The following is a 15,840-nucleotide window of genomic DNA, read 5'->3' on the forward strand; positions in this document are numbered from 1 at the left end:
ATAGTGATGAGATGACCGTCCCGCTGCCCAAGTTCTCGGATCTCCTCCTGCCGACGCTCAAGGCCGTTGCCCATCTGGGCGGGTCCGGGTCGATCTCTGAGATCGTCAGCATGGTCATCAAGCTCGAGCAGTTCACGGAGGCGCAGCAGGATGTCCTGCACAACGAAGGCCCCGAGACGAAGATCGGCTATCGCGTCGCTTGGGCAAGGACCTACCTAAAGTACTTCGGGCTCCTCACCAACTCAGCGCGGGGCGTCTGGGCGATCACGGAGGCGGGCGACCAGTTCCTCACCAACCCCACCGTCACAGACTCGCAGCGCGTGGCCGAGCTGTTCCGGATGAAGGCCGAGAAGATCAAAGAGGCCGCGCTCGAACGAGCCGCACGCGGGGAACCACTGCCCACAGGGGCGCCGCTCGTCGGCAATGACGACGAGCCGGACGAGTCGCTTGAAGCCGCCCCCTCGGCGTCCTGGAAGGAACGCGTTATCAGCGTGCTCACGTCCGACGCGTTCAGTCCGACCCAGTTCGAGCGGCTTGCACAGCGTCTGCTCCGCGAGGCGGACTTCGAGTCCGTCACCGTGACGGGTCGCTCCGGCGACCAGGGCATCGACGGGATCGGCATCTACCGGCTTGGCCTACTCTCGTTCCCGGTCTACTTCCAATGCAAGCGCTACAAGGGCAGCGTGGGCGCTGGCGACGTGAGAGACTTCCGCGGCGCATTGCAAGGGCGAGGCGAGAAGGGCTTGCTAATCACGACAGGCGCGTTCACCGCTGCTGCGAAGGCAGAGGCATCACGCGACGGCGCCACACCGGTCGACCTCATCGACGGGGATCGACTGTGCGAGCTCCTTCTGCGCTACGAGCTCGGCGTGTCGGCCCGCATCGTCGAAGAGATCTGGGTGAACCCGGAGTTCTTCGTCGAGATTTGAACACTCGGTGCCCGAATGCCAGGGCAACCCCCACGAGAATGCACGTCTGCATGCACGACTTCCGTGACACCTGAGAAAGAGGTGCTCATCCGCTATGTAGGGACGCCGCAGATCCCCGCGACCCAGTCCTCGGCTCAGCGTGCCGAGACTCGCCGCGAAGCATGTGCGTAGGGGCAACCTGACAGCCCGCGATGACGAGAGCACTACGTCAGAGAACTAATCAACGATGCGATCGATGGTGCGCCGCGCAAGACGCTCGACCCAAGCGGCGACGCGGAGGCGAAGGGAGTGCTTCGTCGTGGCGCGGGCGGCAACGGTGATCCGCCAGTCATCGCGGCGCTCCGCGATGGGCGTACGCCGATCACCCAACGTCGTGGCGTTCTCGTAGGGACAGTAGGGGCCGGACGTTGCGGTGCTGTGTTCGAGGGTGTGGCTGGACAAGATGTATCGAAGCGGGGCGGGAACGCCTCGGCGACCCGGGTGGGCTGTGAGGCTGACGAATTGTGCCAAGAGCGCGCTGCTAACGCTGGCCGAGAGCGCCGCAACGTTCTGGCGCGACGGAGTCTCGCGGTTTGCACCCTTGATGTACTCCGGGTCATCAAGGAGTCCGAGCTTGTCAAGGGAGACGTCACCTGCAACGAGCTGGCCGATGCAGCCCATGCAGGGCCGGCCGGGCACGAGGGTGTGGGCGCGCCAGATCCCGTTGCGCATGCGACCGTCCTTGAAGGTGTCGAGCGCGATCCCTCCGTCGATGACGGGGATGAGGTCGGCGTACGCGAGTCCGTTTAGCACCGCGCGCGGCCAGGGACGGTCGACGCAAGAGAAGATCACGTCGTAGTCCAGGGCGATGCTCACCCCTTCGGGGTCGGTGATGCTGACCTCGTGGCGGCGGATATCGATCTTGTGGGCCGTGGCGGCGGACTTCATCAGCTGTGATGCGACGTCGACCTTGGATCGTCCGAGGGCAGCGTCGAGCCGGGTGGCGCCGATCATGCGGTCAAGGTTGCGAGCCTCGACCCCGTCGTAGTCCATCACGCCCACTGTGACCAGACCGGTCGCCGCTAGGCGCTGCGCGACATCTAGACCGACGCTGCCGCTTCCGACGACGAGGACTCGGAGCCGCGAGATCGAGCCTTGGGCGCGTTCACCCCAGGAGGAGACGGTGCGCTCCTGCGAGGACGTGACGCCCGGCACAGCGCGGAGCTCATCGTTCCAGGTAACCCCGAGGGTGGAGGAGACTGACCGGACCGACTCGGCCCAGGTCGGCGCGGTGCGATCGAACCAGAAGCGTGCCGACCAAGCGGTGTCGTGACCACCAAGGGTCATACCGAGGAGGGGCATCTTCGTGGCGGTACGCGCCACGCGCTCGTACTCGGATTCAGTCTCCCAGTCCATCCCGGACAGGTGCTGCCAGCCTTCAGCGCCCGGGTGGGAATGCAGGAGTACCAGTCCGTGGCCGGCAGCGCGTGCTTCGCTCGCTGCGCGGAGCACGTAGCGACTCGTGAACGAGGCGTTGCCGTGCACATGACGCTCGCCTTCGCGAGGAAGGATGATGGACCGGATGAGAGCGGTTGTCCGCTCGAGGCCGGAGGAGAGCACATAGGTGGCGACGAGGACGTCTTCCTGCCCGTCGTCACGGATGAGGTGATCGCGCATTGCTGCTTCGACCTCGCCTGTCATGGCTACCGAGTACCGCATGTCAGGCCTCCTCTGCGATGGCGATGGAGACGAAGCCGCGGACATGACTCAGCCACGCGCGGGCCGGGGCGATCGAGGTGTCGGTGTAGTTGTAGTCGCGGGAGTGCCGCACGAATCCGGGCGCGCAGTCGGAGCTGTCGATGTTGGTCTGCTCGAAGCGCACGGTCTCGGGCAGGTGGATCCAGTGCGGTGGCACCGCCGGCCAGCTCTGGACCTCGTTGAGGCTGACGCCGGTGGCGACGACCTGGCCGGCGAGGGCGCCGTTCACTGGCGTGATGTCGTAGAGAATTCGGGGACCGTCGGCCCTGGCCGGGGCGCCCGCAGCGGTCATGTCATCGATGAACTGCTGGGCCGCCTCGGGCAGGTCCTGTGTGTCGGTCACGCGACACCGCCGACGTGCTTCGCGGTGACGAACTCGTCACCGTGGACGACGGTCACGATCTCGTCGTCGGCGGACGATGCCGGAGCGCCGACGCGGGCGAGGTCATAGCCGGCCGGTTCGACACCTGCGAGGCGCAGCAGGTCGGCCGCGGTCTGATCCTCGTCGTACGTGCGGAACGGCTCGCCGTCGATGGTGAAGCGGGCGTGCTGGCGCGAGCGGAACCGCTCGCCGTCCTTGAGATTGATGATCTGGCCGTCCTTGACCTTCTCCTCGACGCCGTTCTTAGTAACGAGGAACAGATCGAAGACCTTCGGTTCGCGGCCTGCCAGGCGCAGCAGCGCCGCAGCGGTCTGATCCTCGTCGAAGGTGACGTGAGCCTTGCCATCGATGACGATCGTGAGCTTGACGGGAGTGTTGGGGGTCATAATGACCCTCCTTCCTATGGTGAGCGAACACCGTGTTGCTCCCGCGCTCCGAGTGAGAGCGAGTAGCATGTACCTGTCGGGTAAATCCCATTGTACACGATTTCCGTTTACCAAAGAGGTAAAGCTTGCTGCTCGCATGGTCTGATCCTCAGCTGGAGAGCTGCTGCACATCCGCCGCACGCCTGCGCGTCGCCGCGCGCGGCCAAGTCGAAGCAGCCGAGGACCTCCTCAGCCTCATAGCGCAAGCACCACGTCTCGGCGATCTCGCCCAGTTCCGGAGTGTCCAAATGGAGATTCGAGCAGGAACGCTAGCTCTTTCAATCCAGGAGGTTGACATGCACGCACGGCCACTGAACCAAGCCGGAGTTCCACGCATCATCGCTGGTGGAGCGTCGGCGCTCGACTACTCCGCAGCAGAAGCACTCCTCATCCAGGACTTGCATGTTCGCGGTCGATCAGTTCTTCGGCGCGCGAGCTGACCGGGACTATGACTACTTACAAGGCAAGAGACGCCCAGTTCGACTTTGCGCCGCGACCCGGCCGCATACTGCAGCGTGAGCTCGACGAACACTCGATCAGCCAGGCGCAACTCGCAGCGCGCACGGGGCTGAGCACAAAACACATCAACCTCGTCATCAAGGGCACCGCGCCCCTCTCTCCAGATGTTGCAGTCACGCTGGAGCAGGTACTTGGGACACCAGCCGAAACGTGGCTGCGCCTAGAGACTGCGTACCAAACCCATCAGGCGCGCGCCGAGAGACGAGACGCGCTTGCTGGCCTCGTGGGGTGGGCCTCAGACTTCCCTCGGCAGATTCTGATCGAGCGAAATGTAATCGACGCTGCAGACAAGGGGCCGCAGGTCGCGGAAAAGCTACTCCAGTTCTTCGGCGTCGCGTCCCCAGCCGCATACGACAAGACATGGCTGGAGCCGCAAGCCTCCTACAAGCGCAGTCAACTTCACACGATCGATGCGGACCTCACTGCCCTGTGGATCCGTCTGTCCGAGCTTCACTCATCCGCTCTGGTCGAGAACGCACCGGAGTTCGATAGTGAGAAGCTCCGCTCAGCTGCACACGCCATCCCGAAGCTCACCGTGAAGGAAATCGACACGGCTTTCCTAGAAGCTCAGGCACTGTTGCTTGATGCCGGAGTAGTCCTCGTATTTGTCCCAGAGATACCAAACACGCGGATCAGTGGTGTGTCGCGGTGGATAAGTGGAACCCCGATGATCGCTGTCACGAGCCGGTACAAATCGCTCGACGGCCTGTGGTTCACGATCCTTCATGAGATCGCCCACGTCCTGCTCCACCCCAAGCGAAGCACGTTCGTGGACGACGGATTCAAGGCCGACGACAACGCCGATGCGCAAGAGGTTGCAGCCAACAAGTTTGCCGAGACGCACCTGATACCGCCCGCGTACAAGAAGCTTCTACAGGCAGCGACGACCCCCGCGCAGATAGTTTCACTGGCCGAGACACTGGGCGTTGCGCCGAGCGTCGTGGCCGGCCAATGGGCCTTCCTAACGAGCACCTGGGGCGGACCGATCGCGAAGTTGCGTGCCAAGGTCGATCTTGCAGAGTCGCTGAGTTAAGGGCGATTCGGCGATTCGGCCGTCGGGAGTCGCCGGTAGGGTCATCCCCGTGCCGACCGCCTGGGAGCCTCTTCATTTCGTCCGCGGTGCGGCCGAAGCCGACGAACCGATGGGATCGAAGGAGAAGTGGTGGGTCGACTTGCCGATGTTCGGTGAGCGACAGTGGCTGCTCAAGCTGGCGCGCCTCGACGAGCTCGATGGGACTGTCAGCGGGGAGGATTGGGCCGAGTGGACCGTCCACCAATTCGCGGAACAGCTCGGTGTCCCCAGCGCGACAGTGCGCCCAGCACTTTTGGAAGGCCGGCGAGCGATCGTGTCCAGGTCGGTGCTTCGGGACCGTCTCGAGTATCTCGATCATGGCAACAGCGTGCTGTCAGCACGGTTCGCCGATTACGATCAATCAGTCCAGGGCGAGAACCAGGGCTATACCTTGGCCGCGGTCCGGGATGCCCTCGAGGAGGTTGGGCCACCGGCCGACACGGAGTGGCCAGGAGGTTTCACAGCCTTCGACGTCTGGGCTGGCTATCTCCTCATGGATGCCTGGGTCGCTGGACGCGACCGTCATCACGAGAACTGGGCGGTCATCCTCCGTGGGGATGAGCGTCGCCTGGCGCCTTCGTTCGACCATGGAAACGCGCTCGGCTTCCAGGAACGGGACGAGCGACGTGTACGAATGTTGGACGACGAACTCCACTTGATGCGCTGGGTGGAACGCGGGACCAGCCACCACTTCGCGGGAAAGCCCAAACTCACGGAACTCGCCTGGAGCGCGCTTGGCCTCGCCTCGCCTACGGCTCGCCGCTTCTGGGTCGAACGACTCGACGCGATCTCGCAAGATGCAGTTCATTCCGTCGTCTCACAGGTCCCTCGCGCGATAATGTCTGAGGTCACCCATACATTCGTAGTTCGGCTGTTGGCGACGAATCGAAGGAGGTTGCTCGATGGCTACTCAGGCACTTGACCGAGACCAACTCGATCTCACGGCGAGCCGCAAGACCCTCATCCTGGTCTGGCAGAACCCGGTGTCGAGGCTCTTCGTCAAGGTGGGCCAACTCGACGCACTCCCCTCCGGTCGATTCGCTTTCCAATACCTCCCGGGTGCGTGGGACGACCCTGCATTCGTCCCACTGCTCGAATACCCTGATCGCGACACTGCCTACGTCTCCGATGAGGTCCCGGCGTTCTTCGCGAATCGCATTCTCTCCGTCGACCGGCCGCACTACGGTCGCTATCTGAGTTGGCTCGGCATTGAGGATCTCAGCTCGGACGATGTCCCATTCGAGGTCTTGGCTCGCACTGGCGGCGGTAGGGCAACCGACACCTTCCACATCGTCGAGCTGCCGCTCGCCAACGCTGATCGGCTCACGAGCCGGTTCTTCGTTTCAGGCGTTCGGCATTTCGTCGATTCGGATGGCGCCGTCGCGACCCTCCAGAATGGCGCGACGCTCCGCCTCGAGCTAGAAGAAGGCAACGAGGTGAATCCGAAGGCGGTCCTCGTTAACACCTTCGATGGTCAGAAGTTTGGGTACGTCCCGGACTGGCTCTGCGCAGATGTCCACGCTCGAGTCAAGGACGGCTGGTCGATCACGGCGATCGCAGAGCGAGTCAACCCGGACGCACCAGCCCACGTTCGTGTGCTCTGCCGCCTCGATGCCTTCCGCGGCTAGCTGCTGCTCGGCACGGCCGTCGTGCGCCGCGACTAGGTGGGCGCGGCCGGATAGGTCAGCCCGGTCTCCACTGCGGGCGGTCGGGTCGGAAAGTGTCACGGCAAGGACGCTCCGATAGCGCAACGCACGCGCGCCTGAGGTGACATCCAGTGTCATCCCACCTCGTTCCCGACAGTCGTTGTCGGGAACGGGCTCTCGTTGCACTTGGCGCCGTTTGGTTGCACTGGTCGATCTTGTCGTTGCACTAAATGCAATGAGACGTCGAGTCGCCGTCCGTCTCTCCGTGGCAGGCCGGGGCTGTTCTGCGCGCGCTTACGAGCCGCAGCCGGGGTGGTCGCGAGTTGCCGCAGGCTGTCTCCCAGTCGCGTAGGGCCTCGAGGTAGGGGCGGCTCCAGTAAGGGTGAGGAGACGGGCACGCAGCCTTGACTGCACAGCGCCGATTCGGGCGGCGATGTAATGATTTGGTAAGGACTACCGGGTGGCGGCTGGTAGGGCCGTGTGAGAGGGGGCCGGTTCGCGGGTCGTGCGAGCCACAGTCGCCCGCGCACCGGTCCCGTGATTCCTCACGGGTGTGGGTGGCCGTAGCGGTGAGGATCCGCGTCGAAGGTGTTTGCGCACCCGACTGAGCAGAAATAGAACGTGGTGCCGTCGTGCTCGCGGCTAGTGGCGGAGGTAGTCGGGTCGATCAGCATTCCGCAGACCGGGTCTGTGACGAACTCCGCGTGATCTGTCGCGTCGTCGGTGTGATGTGTCATGAGATTCTCCTCGGGTTCGGATTGGGTTGGAGGTGACTGTCAGGATGCCGGAGTCGAAGCGGGAGGGGAGGGCAGGCGCAGTCTCTTCAGGAGGAGCGCGTTGCCGGCGACGATGACGCTGGATCCGGACATCGAGATGGCGGCGATCTCGGGGCTGAGCATGATCCCCAGTGAGGAGACGAACACGCCGGCGGCGATCGGGAGGGCGACGGCGTTGTAGCCGATGGCCCAGCCGAGGTTCTGTCGCATTTTGCGGACGGTGCCTTTCCCGATCCGGAGCGCGATCGCGACGTCAAGGGGATCGGAGCGCATCAGGACGACGTCGGCGGTCTCGATGGCCACATCGGTTCCTGCACCGATGGCGATACCCAGGTCGGCTTGGGCGAGGGCGGGGGCGTCGTTGACGCCGTCGCCGACCATTGCGACCTTCTTGCCCGCCCGTTGCAGTTCGGCGATCTGCGCGGATTTGTCTTCCGGGAGGACTTCGGCGATGACGGTGTCGATGCCCAGCAGTGAGCCGATGCGTTTGGCGGTGGGTTCGTTGTCGCCGGTGAGCATGACGACTTCGATGCCGGCCTCGTGCAGGGCGGTGATCGCTGCGGCGGCGGTCTCTCGCGGCGCGTCGGCCAGGGCGATCACCCCCGCTGCCTCGCCATCCACGGCGAATGCGATCGCGGTGCGGCCCGTGGAGGCCAGTTCGTGCAGGGCGACCTCGATGGTGCTGATGTCGATGCCCTCGTCGGCCATCAGACGGGTGTTGCCCATCACCACGCGGCGCCCGTCGACGGTCGCGACGGCGCCGAGCCCGGTCACATTCCGGAATGCAGTGGCGGTGCGGCGAGGGATGTTGCGGGCGTCGGCGTATGCGACGACCGCTTTGGCGAGCGGATGCTCGGATTCGCGTTCCGCGGCGGCGGCGAGGGAGAGCAGTTCGATGTCGTTCATACCGATCGGCAGGTAGTCGGTGACCTCGGGTTCGCCCCTAGTCAGTGTGCCGGTCTTGTCGAGGACGACCGTGTCGATGTGCGCGGCGGATTCCAGGGCGCTGGCGTTCTTGAACAGCACGCCGCGTTTGGCGCCGAGTCCGGTTCCTACCATGATCGCGGTGGGCGTGGCCAGTCCGAGCGCGTCGGGGCAGGTGATCACCACCACAGTGATGGCGAACAGGATCGCGGTGGGTACCGGGGAGCCGGTGAGCCACCAGGCCAGGAAGGTGACTGTGCCGCCGATCAGGGCGACCAGGACCAGCCAGAACGCCGCCCGGTCGGCGAGACGCTGCCCGGGGGCTTTGGAGTTCTGCGCTTCTTGGACGAGCGCGACGATCTGCGCGAGGGCGGTGTCGGCTCCGACCTTGGTGGCCCGCACCCGCAGGGTCCCTGTGGTGTTGACGGTGGCGCCGATCACCTCAGAGCCGGGAGTCTTGAGGACCGGCAGGCTCTCTCCGGTCACCATGGATTCGTCGATCTCAGAGTCGCCCTCTTCGACGGTGCCGTCGGTCGGGATCTTCGCGCCGGGGCGCACCAGCATGAGATCGCCGGGGACGACGTCGGCGGTGGCGACCTCGACCTCTTCGCGGTCGCGGAGCACGACTGCCCGGGGAGGAGCGAGCTCAAGCAGGGTTCGGATCGCGTCGTTGGCGCCGCCGCGGGCGCGCATCTCCACCCAATGGCCGAGCAGAACGAAGGCGGCAAGCACGGTAGCCGCTTCGTAGAACACTTCACCGCCGCCGGTGAGGGTGACCGCCACGCTGTATAGCCAGCCGGTACCGACACCGACAGCGACCAGCACCATCATGTCCAGGGTTCGGGCACGGAGGGCACGCCAGGCGCCGTCGAAGAAGATCCAAGCGGAGTAGAAAATCACGGGCAGGGAGAGGACCAGCGAGAACACGTCATCGCGCAGCCCGAACGGTGCAGGAACGGTGAACCCGAACACTTCCCGCCCGATCGGGGACCACAAGATGATCGGCACCGACAGCACGGCGGCCACGATGAACCGATTGCGCATGTCGCGGATCATCGACGCCATGGACATGCCCGCGTGGCTTCCGCCGTGCCCCATCACATCTTGCATGCTGCGGTCTGCCATCTCGTGGCCGCCGTGATCCGGGGTTTGGTGTAGGCCCCGGTCCGCGGCCTTCTCGCCCCGCACAGTGGCGGGGCTGGTAATCGCTGAATGATCGTGAGCCGGGCTCGCCGCGCCCAGGGGCGGTGAATCGCCGGGCACCGGCACGTGTGGTTCGGTCGGGTGCGGGCTGTGGTCGGTCTGCGCCGCTTGGGTGGGGTCGTCGGCGGGATCGCAGATGTGCTCGGGGACGGACTGGCCGGCGCAGTGGTAGCCGCACTCGATGATCCATTGCCGGAGCTGAGCCTGTGAGGTCAGCTCGGGGTTGTAGGTCACGTTCGCGGTCTGGGAGACCGGGTTCGCCTCGACATCGGTGACACCCGCCTGCCGGAGCAGGGTGGCCTCGACCGTGGCCTTCGAGGACGCCCAGGACAACCCCTCGACCTCCAACACCACGGTTCGCCTCGCGTTGCTCATGGTCTTCTCCTCTCAGTGCGGTAGTGGTTCATTCTGAAGCGTTCGTCCTGATGAGAAGCCGCCAGGTGTTTCCGGCGTCAGTGGTGACGCGGACCCCGCCTTCGTCAGCGATCGCGACAGCGCCGTCGGAGCTGGCGGCGATCGCCGAGGCGACTCCGGTAGCGCGCCCGGCAGTTTTCCAGACGGCCCCTTCCGTCGTGCCGCCGGTCCAGATCGTGCCGTCCGAATCGACCCCGATGATGCCCTCCTCCACCGTGGGGTCGGCGGTGATGACCAGGAGCGCAGGTGCGTTGGCGACCGTGGTGAAGGTGATGCCGCCGTCGCGGCTGACCATCAGACCCTCCGGTGTGGTGGCGGTGACCACATCGGCTTTCATCGTGTCTATGCTGATGTCCCGTGCGGTCAGTGGACCGAGGTCAGTCCAGGTCTGCCCGGAGTCACTACTGGCAGCCAGGACCGCCCGGTCCGAGGGCAGCCCGAGAAGGAAGTCGGGGTCGGCGGGGCTGGCGGCGAGCATGTGGAAGTCGGTGACCCCCGCGAGGGCCACTTGCTCCCAGCCCGTCTGGGTATGCCGGACAAGGCCGATGTTCGGCGCGGTGAAGGTGTCGTCCTGGTTGTCCGGGGCGGGGTGGCCGGAGGCGAGAATCGTGTCCGCCTGGATGGTGAGCCCCATGGCATCAAAGGCGGTCTCTCCGATCAGGGACACCTCGTCGGTGCTGAGATCGACCCGGTACGCGCCGGTGTGTGCGCCGACCAGCAGCGCCCCCCGCGGGTCGAAAGCGACGTCGTGGACGTGCGGGATGAGATCGAGCGAGGTCTCACTCTCGGATGCAGCGGTGCACGCGGCGGTGGTCAGGGTGAGCGTCGTGGCGAGGCCGATAGCGGCGAGGGTGCGTGAATGTGTCTTCATAGTGGCGGTCTCCCTATGTGAGGGACCGGCCGTCGGGTGCGGCCGGCCCCTGACGGTCAGAGGGTCGCGAGAATGTCCTCCATCGTCGTCATCTCGGTGGTCTGTGAGGCGATGATGGCCTCTGCCAGGGCGATGACATCGGCGTTCTGACCGTTGTCGACCTCGGTCTGCGCCATGTCGATCGCGCCCTCATGGTGGACGATCATCTGCTCCAGGAAGACACGGGATGCCTGTGCACCTGTGGCGTCCTCGAGGGCTTGCATGTCGGTGTCCGACATCATCCCCCCGTGATCCATTGCGTCCATGTCACCCATCGGGGTGCCCCAGTCAGCAAGCCAGGACTCCATCAGCTCGATCTCCGGACCTTGCGCGGCCTTGATCTGCTCCGCCATGGTGATAACGCGCTCGTCGATGCCGTCCTTGCCGAGGATCATGTCGGCCATCTCAACGGCTTGTTCGTGGTGCGGGATCATCATCATCGTGAACTGCATATCGGCGTTGTTCACGTCGGCAGCGGGGGATGCCGATGAGCCCATTCCGGGCATGTTGCCCGGTCCGCCAGTGGTGGTGCCGGCGCAGCCGGCGAGGGCAAGCAGCGCGGTCAGGGTGATCGCGGCGGTCGCCGCGGCACGGTTCTTCATGTGGTTCTCCTCAGTCGTCTGTGTGGCGCGCACGATCGGTGTGATCGCGCGCGAAAGCTCCGCTGCCCTGACGGGTCAGCGAGCTGCCATCACGTACGACTGACGCAGAGAACGAGAAGAGAGGGTGGTCGAGACAGCGCTCCCCGGCCGGCGACCATGAGGGGTCCGGCCCGGCGGAGGGGGGCGACCCAGGTGAGACCTGTTCGGGGCAACAAGAACAGAACCGACACCACAAGGAGGGCTAGCACGCACGCCATCGCGAGCATGGCTTCATGCCCGCCGCAGTCTGCGCAACCTTCCTCGACGGGTTGTATGGCATCACCGTGCGCAGTGTCCATTTCGTGCATGGACACGGCTGTGACCGCCGGGGTCGTGTGAGAGGTGACACTGCTCATCGCATGCATCGCGAGCAGCCCGATGATGAGCGCGGCGGTGAGGGCGATGAGTAGCAGCACAGAACGGCCCAGCCCGTATGGGCTGCGGCGCAGATGCTGCGCGAGAGCGATCATCGAGATCTCACCTCCTTCCCTTCAGGGTAATTGTCCCTGTTGGCCAGCATGGAACCGCCCGGCCATCAGGTCTCAAGCGGGCTGCGGTACTCGCGTCGCGGGTGCGGCGGGCACGGACTCCGCCGGCGGTGGTCGGAACCGTCGTAGGCGGAGGCTGTTGGTCACCACAAACACCGACGACAGGGCCATCGCTGCGGCGGCAACCAGGGGGTTGAGCAGGCCGAGCATCGCGATCGGGATCGCGGCGATGTTGTACGCGAACGCCCAGAACAGGTTGCCCTTGATGGTGCCCAGGGTGCGACGCGACAGTCGGATCGCATCCGCGACAACCAGGAGATCGCCGGAGGCGATGGTCACGTCGCTGGCGGCGATGGCGGCGTCCGTCCCGCCCCCCATCGCGATGCCGAGATCGGCCGCGGCGAGGGCCGCGGCATCGTTCACACCGTCACCGACCATCGCCACGACCCGCCCCGAGGATTGCAGCTGCCGGATAGCGTCGAGCTTCCCGGCGGGGGTGACTCCAGCCCGAACCTCGTCGATCCCGACCAGACCCGCGATGTGTTCGGCGGCGCCGGCGTTGTCGCCGGTGAGCAGCACAGGACGCAAGCCCAGGGCACGGAATCGGGCGATCGCGTCCGCGCTGGTGGGCTTGATGGTGTCAGAGACCGCGACGATACCGAGGAACTCCCCGTCGCGGGCGACCGCGATCACCGTGCCCCCAGCAGCCTCCAGCACCTCAGCCTCACCGCGGAAACGGATCGGCAGATGAACGGACCACTGGTCCTCCACCCACTCCGGGCGTCCAGCCACGACCAGCGAGCCTTCCAGAACCGCCTGGACGCCGAACCCGGCGTGAGACGCGAACGTTTCCGCCACCGGTGGCGCACCGTGATGAGCGCTCACGATGGCCCGCGCCACGGGGTGTTCGGACCCCCACTCCGCGCCGGCCGCGATCCGCAGCAGTTCCTGGTCGGTGACGCCCGGCGCCGCCGAGACGGTGGTGACGGTCATCGCGCCCTGGGTGATGGTGCCGGTCTTGTCCAGCACGATTGTGTCGACCTGACGGGTCTGCTCGAGCACCTGCGGCCCTCTGATGAGGATGCCCAGCTGTGACCCGCGTCCGGTGCCGACTAGCAGCGCCGTGGGCGTAGCCAGGCCCAGTGCGCACGGGCAGGCGATGATCAGCGTCGCCACCGCAGCGGTGAACGCGACCTCGAGGGAGCCACCGACCAGCAGCCATCCGACGAACGCGACGATCGCGAGGAGGATCACGATCGGAACGAACACGGCGGAGACCCGGTCGGCCAGGCGCTGCACGCGTGCTTTGCCGGTTTGGGCTTCATCCATCAGCCGCTGCATCCGCGCCAGTTCGGTGTCTGCCCCGACCCTTGTGATCTCGAGGATGAGACGCCCGCCGACGTTCACGGTGGCGCCTACGACCCGGGATCCGACGGTGACCTCGACCGGAACGGACTCGCCGGTCAGCATGCTGGCATCGATCGCCGAGGCCCCGTCCACGACGAGACCGTCTGAGGGGATCTTCTCGCCGGGGCGCACCAGCACACGGTCCCGTACGGCAAGCTGCGCGATGGGGACCCGTTGCTCCACTCCGCCAACGAGGCGCGTGGCGTCTTTGGCGCCGAGCTCGAGCAGGGCGCGCAGAGCCTTGGATGAGGACTTCTTCGCGCGAGCCTCGGCGTACCGGCCAGCAAGGATGAACACCGTGACAAGGGCGGTGACCTCGAGGTAGATCTCTCCGCTTCCCGCTTCCGGGCTGCCGAACAGGGTGAAGGTCATGTGCATGCCGGACATCCCCGCCATGCCGAAGAACAGCGCGTACAGCGACCAGCCGAACGAAGCGATGACGCCGAGGCTGATCAGGGTGTCCATCGTCGCTGCCCCATGGCGGGCGTTAACGAACGCCGCGCGGTGGAACGGCCACGCACCCCACACCGCGACCGGCGCGGTCAGGGTCAGCGCGAGCCACTGCCAGTTCGTGAACTGCAGCACCGGGATCATCGACATAAGCGCGACCGGCACCGCCAGCACGGTGCTGATCAGCAGCCGGCGGCGCAGGGACACCAGCTCGACGTCTTCGGTGGGTGCTGCGGCCGACGTGGACTCATCGATGACCGGGGCGGGAAGGGCTGCGGAGTAGCCGGCGGATTCGACCGCCGCGATCAGCTGCGCCGTCTCCACCCCGTCGGCGTGCACGCGAGCCTTCTCGGTCGCGTAATTGACCGTCGCCTCCACACCCGGAATCTTGTTGAGTTTGCGTTCGATCCTGGTAGCGCAGGAGGCGCACGTCATGCCCGAGATATCGAGGTCCACATCGACGGTGCTCATACGGGTGTGCCGGCGAGGGCGTACCCCGCCTCCTCCACCGCGGCCCGCACGCGTGTGGCATCGATCGGCGCGGCGCTGTGGATCGTGACCCGCGAGGTTCCGCCGGCCTTCAGATCGACCGACACGCTGTCGACACCGTCGATCGCGGAGATCTCCTCGGTGACGCTCATCACGCAGTGCGAGCACGTCATCCCATCGACCAGCACCTCTTCCGCGACCGTGGATGCGGCGGGCTGCGTGTCGGGGACGGATGCCGTGGCGCAGCAGCTGCATCCGGCGGCGGAGTCGGTCAGACCCAGGTCGGTGCGCTCGTTCATGGTCATGATGTGTGGCCTTTCGTTTCCGGGGGTGGGGTCAGGAGCGGACGAGGCGAGCGATCGCGTCGTTCGCTTCTCGGATCTTCTCCGCCGCGACGGCGCCGCCCTCGGCGGTCGCCTCCGCAACGCAATGGGACAGATGATCGGCCAGCAGCGACAATGCGACCGTCTCAAGCGCGCTTGTCGCCGCCGACACCTGGGTGAGGATGTCGATGCAGTACTTGTCCTCCTCGACCATCCGTGCAATTCCGCGGACCTGACCCTCCGCGCGACTGAGGCGCTTGAGCAGGTCGTCCTTGTTCCCCGCGTAGCCGTTCATAGCGTCAATACTATACCCCCCTACCGTATCTTTATCTCCGGGAGCAGCCCACGCTTGAAGGCGAGGATGCCCGCAGGTCAAGGGAGCACGACGCGCCCTATCGCAAGAACCCTGCGCGATTTCGGACACCTTGGAGGATCATGCGGGCGTGAACATCGAGGTGCTTCATATCGACGATTGCCCCAGCTGGGTTGAGGCGGGCAACCGCCTCCGTGGGGCGTTGAACGCCACAGGTTCGGGGACACGGAGATCAGCTATCGGGTCATAAGGTGGCCTACCTGGCCGGTCTCGATACAACCTGCCGATGGGGCGTTCAGTTGCGGCCGCGGGTATCGCGTTTGGCGAGCTCGTGCAGGTGTGCGTTGTACTCGTCCAGTTCAGCTTCACCGGTGCGGTCAGCGTGCCGGTCGAGGCGCTTCGTCTCGCGTACGTCGCTACGGCTCCACTGCACTGCGACGGTGATCGCGAGGATTAGCGTCGGGATCTCGCCGATCGACCAGGCGATGCCGCCGCCTATGTACTGGTCTTCCAACGGGGTGGCTCCCCACGTGCGGCCCATCGCTCCAAACCACTCGGCGACCATCAGCCCCGATTGCATCATGATGGCGATACCGAAGAAGGCGTGCATCGCCATGATGCCGATGAGCATCAGTAGCCGGCCGGGGTACGGTGAAGCGCCCCAGGTTTTCTGCCGCTCCTATGCGGGTTGCGGCTCTCGGGTGAGGGTCGCGTAGTGGGCTTGCTCGAACTCGGCGGGTGGGACGTAGCCGAGGCTCGAGTGAAGCCTACGAGTGTTGTACCAGTCGACCC

General features: G+C 65.5%; 15 protein-coding genes and 1 pseudogene. 4 read left to right on the forward strand and 12 right to left on the reverse strand.

The annotated features are described in order from the left end of the window. Positions 1-11 precede the first annotated feature (11 nt). Positions 12-929 (forward strand): restriction endonuclease, encoded by a 918-nt coding sequence (locus tag NT132_RS12640; RefSeq protein ID WP_215487120.1) that lies wholly within the window; start codon positions 12-14, stop codon positions 927-929. Between the two features lie 216 nt (positions 930-1,145). Here the strand turns inward: NT132_RS12640 and NT132_RS12645 are convergent, their stop codons facing one another. From NT132_RS12645 to NT132_RS12655, 3 genes are read right to left on the reverse strand one after another with little or no spacing between them, the layout of a single operon-like run. Then, positions 1,146-2,585: a ThiF family adenylyltransferase gene (locus NT132_RS12645; protein ID WP_297789546.1), complete on the reverse strand. Its 1,440-nt coding sequence runs from the start codon at positions 2,583-2,585 to the stop codon at positions 1,146-1,148. Positions 2,586-2,628: 43 nt separating this feature from the next. Continuing rightward, positions 2,629-3,009, reverse strand: a complete 381-nt coding sequence (locus NT132_RS12650) for a hypothetical protein (RefSeq protein ID WP_215487118.1) — start codon at positions 3,007-3,009, stop codon at positions 2,629-2,631. Beyond that, positions 3,006-3,434 (reverse strand): hypothetical protein, encoded by a 429-nt coding sequence (locus NT132_RS12655; RefSeq protein WP_297789550.1) that lies wholly within the window; start codon positions 3,432-3,434, stop codon positions 3,006-3,008. Before NT132_RS12655 ends, NT132_RS12650 begins: the two co-directional genes overlap by 4 nt. A 487-nt stretch (positions 3,435-3,921) precedes the next feature. Here NT132_RS12655 and NT132_RS12660 point away from each other — a divergent pair, with 487 nt between their 5' ends. From NT132_RS12660 to NT132_RS12670, 3 genes are read left to right on the forward strand one after another with little or no spacing between them, the layout of a single operon-like run. Continuing rightward, on the forward strand, positions 3,922-5,025 hold the full coding sequence (locus NT132_RS12660) for a HigA family addiction module antitoxin (protein ID WP_297789552.1): 1,104 nt from the start codon (positions 3,922-3,924) through the stop codon (positions 5,023-5,025). 49 nt (positions 5,026-5,074) lie between these two features. Continuing rightward, positions 5,075-5,986, forward strand: coding sequence for a hypothetical protein (locus NT132_RS12665; protein ID WP_215487115.1), 912 nt, complete (start codon positions 5,075-5,077; stop codon positions 5,984-5,986). Beyond that, on the forward strand, positions 5,967-6,692 hold the full coding sequence (locus tag NT132_RS12670) for an HIRAN domain-containing protein (protein ID WP_215487114.1): 726 nt from the start codon (positions 5,967-5,969) through the stop codon (positions 6,690-6,692). Before NT132_RS12665 ends, NT132_RS12670 begins: the two co-directional genes overlap by 20 nt. Before the next feature lie 563 nt (positions 6,693-7,255). Here NT132_RS12670 and NT132_RS12675 read toward each other — a convergent pair. The 9 genes and pseudogenes from NT132_RS12675 to NT132_RS12715 all read right to left on the reverse strand — a co-directional run. Then, on the reverse strand, positions 7,256-7,447 hold the full coding sequence (locus NT132_RS12675; RefSeq protein ID WP_215487113.1) for a YHS domain-containing protein: 192 nt from the start codon (positions 7,445-7,447) through the stop codon (positions 7,256-7,258). A 39-nt stretch (positions 7,448-7,486) separates the two neighbouring features. Next, complete coding sequence (locus NT132_RS12680) at positions 7,487-9,988, reverse strand: heavy metal translocating P-type ATPase (protein WP_282836798.1); 2,502 nt, start codon at positions 9,986-9,988, stop codon at positions 7,487-7,489. Positions 9,989-10,016: 28 nt separating this feature from the next. Further along, complete coding sequence (locus NT132_RS12685; RefSeq protein WP_215487111.1) at positions 10,017-10,898, reverse strand: hypothetical protein; 882 nt, start codon at positions 10,896-10,898, stop codon at positions 10,017-10,019. 56 nt (positions 10,899-10,954) lie between these two features. Beyond that, on the reverse strand, positions 10,955-11,539 hold the full coding sequence (locus tag NT132_RS12690; protein WP_215487110.1) for a DUF305 domain-containing protein: 585 nt from the start codon (positions 11,537-11,539) through the stop codon (positions 10,955-10,957). Positions 11,540-11,628: 89 nt separating this feature from the next. Continuing rightward, complete coding sequence (locus NT132_RS12695) at positions 11,629-12,048, reverse strand: DUF6153 family protein (protein ID WP_215487109.1); 420 nt, start codon at positions 12,046-12,048, stop codon at positions 11,629-11,631. Positions 12,049-12,120: 72 nt separating this feature from the next. Beyond that, the gene (locus tag NT132_RS12700; protein WP_215487108.1) at positions 12,121-14,394 is read right to left on the reverse strand and encodes a cation-translocating P-type ATPase; all 2,274 of its coding nucleotides are present in this window, start codon (positions 14,392-14,394) and stop codon (positions 12,121-12,123) included. Continuing rightward, positions 14,391-14,711 (reverse strand): heavy-metal-associated domain-containing protein, encoded by a 321-nt coding sequence (locus tag NT132_RS12705; protein WP_215487164.1) that lies wholly within the window; start codon positions 14,709-14,711, stop codon positions 14,391-14,393. The genes NT132_RS12700 and NT132_RS12705 overlap by 4 nt, the downstream gene beginning before the upstream one ends. A 37-nt stretch (positions 14,712-14,748) precedes the next feature. Then, the gene (locus NT132_RS12710) at positions 14,749-15,030 is read right to left on the reverse strand and encodes a metal-sensitive transcriptional regulator (protein WP_215487107.1); all 282 of its coding nucleotides are present in this window, start codon (positions 15,028-15,030) and stop codon (positions 14,749-14,751) included. Positions 15,031-15,343: 313 nt separating this feature from the next. Further along, a pseudogene (locus NT132_RS12715) lies at positions 15,344-15,700 on the reverse strand (cytochrome c oxidase assembly protein); the annotation flags it as partial. Between the last annotated feature and the right edge of the window lie 140 nt (positions 15,701-15,840).

Source organism: Microbacterium sp. (genome assembly GCF_026393345.1).
In the GTDB taxonomy this organism is placed as follows: domain Bacteria; phylum Actinomycetota; class Actinomycetes; order Actinomycetales; family Microbacteriaceae; genus Microbacterium.

Bases quoted from the DNA above. Each gene is read 5' to 3' on its own strand.
- NT132_RS12640 (WP_215487120.1), top strand. From the start codon at position 12: ATGACCGTCCCGCTGCCCAAGTTCTCGGATCTCCTCCTGCCGACGCTC.
- NT132_RS12675 (WP_215487113.1), bottom strand. From the start codon at position 7,447: ATGACACATCACACCGACGACGCGACAGATCACGCGGAGTTCGTCACA.
- NT132_RS12700 (WP_215487108.1), bottom strand. From the start codon at position 14,394: ATGAGCACCGTCGATGTGGACCTCGATATCTCGGGCATGACGTGCGCC.
- NT132_RS12670 (WP_215487114.1), top strand. From the start codon at position 5,967: ATGGCTACTCAGGCACTTGACCGAGACCAACTCGATCTCACGGCGAGC.
- NT132_RS12695 (WP_215487109.1), bottom strand. From the start codon at position 12,048: ATGATCGCTCTCGCGCAGCATCTGCGCCGCAGCCCATACGGGCTGGGC.
- NT132_RS12710 (WP_215487107.1), bottom strand. From the start codon at position 15,030: ATGAACGGCTACGCGGGGAACAAGGACGACCTGCTCAAGCGCCTCAGT.
- NT132_RS12645 (WP_297789546.1), bottom strand. From the start codon at position 2,585: ATGCGCGATCACCTCATCCGTGACGACGGGCAGGAAGACGTCCTCGTC.
- NT132_RS12685 (WP_215487111.1), bottom strand. From the start codon at position 10,898: ATGAAGACACATTCACGCACCCTCGCCGCTATCGGCCTCGCCACGACG.
- NT132_RS12655 (WP_297789550.1), bottom strand. From the start codon at position 3,434: ATGACCCCCAACACTCCCGTCAAGCTCACGATCGTCATCGATGGCAAG.
- NT132_RS12690 (WP_215487110.1), bottom strand. From the start codon at position 11,539: ATGAAGAACCGTGCCGCGGCGACCGCCGCGATCACCCTGACCGCGCTG.
- NT132_RS12705 (WP_215487164.1), bottom strand. From the start codon at position 14,711: ATGAACGAGCGCACCGACCTGGGTCTGACCGACTCCGCCGCCGGATGC.
- NT132_RS12660 (WP_297789552.1), top strand. From the start codon at position 3,922: ATGACTACTTACAAGGCAAGAGACGCCCAGTTCGACTTTGCGCCGCGA.
- NT132_RS12680 (WP_282836798.1), bottom strand. From the start codon at position 9,988: ATGAGCAACGCGAGGCGAACCGTGGTGTTGGAGGTCGAGGGGTTGTCC.